Annotated in this window: 4 protein-coding genes; 3 read left to right on the top strand and 1 reads right to left on the bottom strand. The window is 33.4% G+C overall.

Going from position 1 to position 3,283, the window contains the following annotated elements; all coding sequences use genetic code 11:
- Positions 1 to 280 precede the first annotated feature (280 nt).
- The gene (repM, locus tag FTT94_RS16315) at positions 281 to 1,219 is read right to left on the bottom strand and encodes a replication initiation protein RepM (protein WP_002046604.1); all 939 of its coding nucleotides are present in this window, start codon (positions 1,217 to 1,219) and stop codon (positions 281 to 283) included.
- A 404-nt stretch (positions 1,220 to 1,623) separates the two neighbouring features.
- On the opposite strand from repM, the gene FTT94_RS16310 reads away from it, so the two are divergent.
- The 3 genes from FTT94_RS16310 to FTT94_RS16510 all read left to right on the top strand — a co-directional run.
- Positions 1,624 to 2,262 (top strand): AAA family ATPase, encoded by a 639-nt coding sequence (locus tag FTT94_RS16310; protein ID WP_000585007.1) that lies wholly within the window; start codon positions 1,624 to 1,626, stop codon positions 2,260 to 2,262.
- 2 nt (positions 2,263 to 2,264) lie between these two features.
- The gene (locus FTT94_RS16305) at positions 2,265 to 2,552 is read left to right on the top strand and encodes a hypothetical protein (protein ID WP_000908082.1); all 288 of its coding nucleotides are present in this window, start codon (positions 2,265 to 2,267) and stop codon (positions 2,550 to 2,552) included.
- A 442-nt stretch (positions 2,553 to 2,994) separates the two neighbouring features.
- A partial coding sequence (locus FTT94_RS16510; RefSeq protein ID WP_218956027.1) for a hypothetical protein occupies positions 2,995 to 3,283 on the top strand: 289 nt, incomplete at its 3' end.

Genomic DNA, 3,283 nt, shown 5'->3' with positions numbered 1-3,283 from the left:
TCCGTATAAGGCATAATCAATAACGACATCTCGGCTGATAATCAGCGCAGTAACTTTAGCCAATCTCGCTGCAATTTCCATGTCAGGAATTTGTCCACTTATTCCAATGATGATGAGAACTGCAGCAATAAATTATAAAGGCAGGATAGGTGGTTACTTAACCAGCATAAGTTATGTAACTTATGCTAATTCATATTAAAATCACATGAAAGCAATCTTAATTAAAAACTTAGTATGAGAGGGCGTGGTCTTTTGTTTAAAGTGACAATTAACTAAAGGGTTACTTCTTGTATTTAGGAGCATAACCAACTTCTAACAAATAAGAAAAATACTTTCTAACATTATCGCTATCAAGAAGATCACTTGATATCCTTTCCTGAAAGTCTTCTAGAGTCTCTCCACGATGTGCGAAATCATTACCAAATTTTGGATAGTTAGTAATATCACATAGCTTTTTAGCAAAGAATATACATTGCTTAGCTGTCAATTTATAAGTTGGCTCTAAAGGAGCACTTGTACTCGTTTTATTTTGTTCTTTTTCTTCAAACATGAAATGTAATTCTGAAATATTTCTTCCCTCCTTTTTTTGTATATAAGAAACAGTAATATCCGTAAATTTGTTAATTTGATTTAAAGCTACGGTAAGAACCCTTTTTTTAAAGTCTCCCATCTTTTTATATTCATCTTCTATCAATCCGAGTTTTGATCTAAGCTCATCTATAGAAATATATAACTTACCAGTTGATCTCCAACGTATGAGTAACTCATACAGGCGAATAGCATAAATGCTTGTAAGTGGTGAGATTTGTTTAAGTTCATATCTTGTGAACTTTTCTTCAAGTTTTACAAATAAGGGGATAATATCTGGTGCAAAAATTAGTTGGACGCATCCCTCTTCCTTAACATAACCAACTTTTGAAACCCACCTACTTTTGTATATTCCTATTTTTCCAGTTATAGGATCTACTGCTTTATAATTCAAATGCCGTTCAAAAAGATTATCACATGCAGATTGTAACGCTTCATAAGATGCTTGACGTCCTAAATTAAACTGTTTCATGTATTCAGAAGCATGAATCGTAAGTATAGTATCAGAAGTAAGTTCTTTCTCAATTTCTCGAGCAGCAATGATCGCAATTAATATTAGCCTTTGCTCAGATAGATTTAGTGAATACGATGCTTCAACCAAATTATTATCTTTATATACTATGTTACTCATAGGAAGATATATTAAGGAAAATGTTATAAATAGATATATTGACAATACTACTTAACGTCCACAAATGAAAGTATTTTTAATAAAAGAATTTGTCAACTTATGCACAGAATTTGTCAACTTAGAAACAGGAAAAAGTCAACTTATTGGTAGGAATATGTCAACTCAGAAACAGGAAAAAGTCAACTTATTGGTAGGAATTTGTCAACATATACTTCCTGTATCCCTTTGCTAGTCAAGCTTTGAGCAGAGATATAAATAATAAATTTAAATAAATATATATAAATTCAAAAAGACCATTCTTTTGTGGATAACTTTTTTTTTAATTTTTTTTTTCATGATAGTTGATTACTTCATAAATCACCGTTAAATTATACACAAACAAACTTACGTAACTTACATAAATTATGATTATCTTAGTTGGTGGTGAAAAAGGCGGTGCTGGTAAAAGCTGTTTAGCTCAAAATCTTGCAGTTTACTTACAACAAAGTCAAAGAGACGTCCTCTTATTAGATGCTGACCCTCAAGGAACAACAACAGATTGGGTCAAAGAAAGAGATGAAAACGATGAATTAAATAATATTCCATCAGTACAAGCATCAGGGAATATACGTTCAGTTTTAAAAGATTTAGATAAAAGATACCAAGATATTATCATTGATGCAGGTGGACAGGATTCTGAAGCATTACGTTCAGCAATGACTATAGCTACACATATGTTATTGCCGTTTAGACCCAAACGAAGAGATCTAAAAACTTTAGATCATATGGAACAAGTTTTAAAATTAGCAAAGACAGTAAATCCAAATCTGAAAGCTAGAGCAATTATTACTCAGTGTCCAACTCTTCCTTCTCAAGTTCAAAGAATTTTAGATGCAAAAGAGGCATGCAAATCATTTGGTATTGATGCATTGAATTCAATCACAACAAATCGAAATGTTTATGATGATGCAGATGAAAATGGGCTTTCGGTTTTTGAAGTAAATAGTGATCCTAAAGCGAAAGCTGAAATTGAAAGTATTGCAAGAGAGTTTTTAGGAGTATAACTATGGCTGGTTTAACTGGGCTAAACAAAAAACCTGAACCTACTGAACAAGATAAAATGTTAGATGCATTTATATCTGGTGCAGAAAAGAGGGTAAAGGCTTTAGAATCAAGTGAAAAAAAATTTATTCGTTACACTTTTTCTCTCAATGAAGATATTAGTAAACTAATTGATGAGCTGGTTGTAAAAGGGCAAAATGCAAGAATAAATCGTTCAAGTATTGTTCGAGCAGCTATAGAAAATTTATCGACATATAGTGCAGATGAATTAAAAGAAATATTAAATAAATAAATTAAAAATATCCCACTTTTTTAAGGGGGATATTTTTTATCCAAGTTAAATTTACTGTAAGTCCCCGGTGAACCCTATAGATATTTTTAAATTCAGCTCAGGCTCTAGCAGTGTGGTGGTAATTTATCTATTTGAGTTATTTTATATGAAGGCGTCCTTTTCTGCACAGACACGGATCTAGGCTATTCAGCTTGGCTGACTGAATTGATGTCATGATGTTTGATGCACATTGTCAAATTCTTTATCAAGCGAAACTCTGAATCAATGCTTGTAATTGTTTCACTATGATGAGTTTGAGTCCAGTGAAATGTTGCTTGTTCCAACCGTAGAGCTTTGAATACCCAGTCCATCATATATCAACACTTTCATACAATGACCACGCTTATTCCAAAACAAGATAACCTCAATGTTGCGATTTGACATGGTCAAAGGCTTTTAGGACATGAGAAAGAGCAGTATAAGTAACTGCTCGCATATCCATGGGCTGAGTAGAAAGCCAGATTTCATCAATGTGAATCTTATTGTGAGCACCTTGGGGAATTCTGCCAAAGCGATTGCTCCTGATACCTTCCGTTTCAGCCCAATCGCTATGTTCGCATCAGGCGTCGTTATTGATTATGCCTTATACGGAACTCCAGAATTAGCCCTCGTTGCGAACAACAAAACCAGAAATCCTGCAGTTCCGCGGACGCTGATAAGTAGACAGATTCCTGACACGGAATACTATAACT

Origin of the sequence: Acinetobacter sp. YH12027, assembly GCF_013420085.1 — a bacterium.
Classification (GTDB): Bacteria; Pseudomonadota; Gammaproteobacteria; order Pseudomonadales; family Moraxellaceae; genus Acinetobacter; species Acinetobacter amyesii.
This window is presented reverse-complemented; position numbering and strand designations above follow the sequence as displayed.

Excerpts from the sequence above, each read along its gene's own strand:
- FTT94_RS16310 (WP_000585007.1), top strand. The coding sequence starts at position 1,624 with ATGATTATCTTAGTTGGTGGTGAAAAAGGCGGTGCTGGTAAAAGCTGT.
- FTT94_RS16305 (WP_000908082.1), top strand. The coding sequence starts at position 2,265 with ATGGCTGGTTTAACTGGGCTAAACAAAAAACCTGAACCTACTGAACAA.
- repM (WP_002046604.1), bottom strand. The coding sequence starts at position 1,219 with ATGAGTAACATAGTATATAAAGATAATAATTTGGTTGAAGCATCGTAT.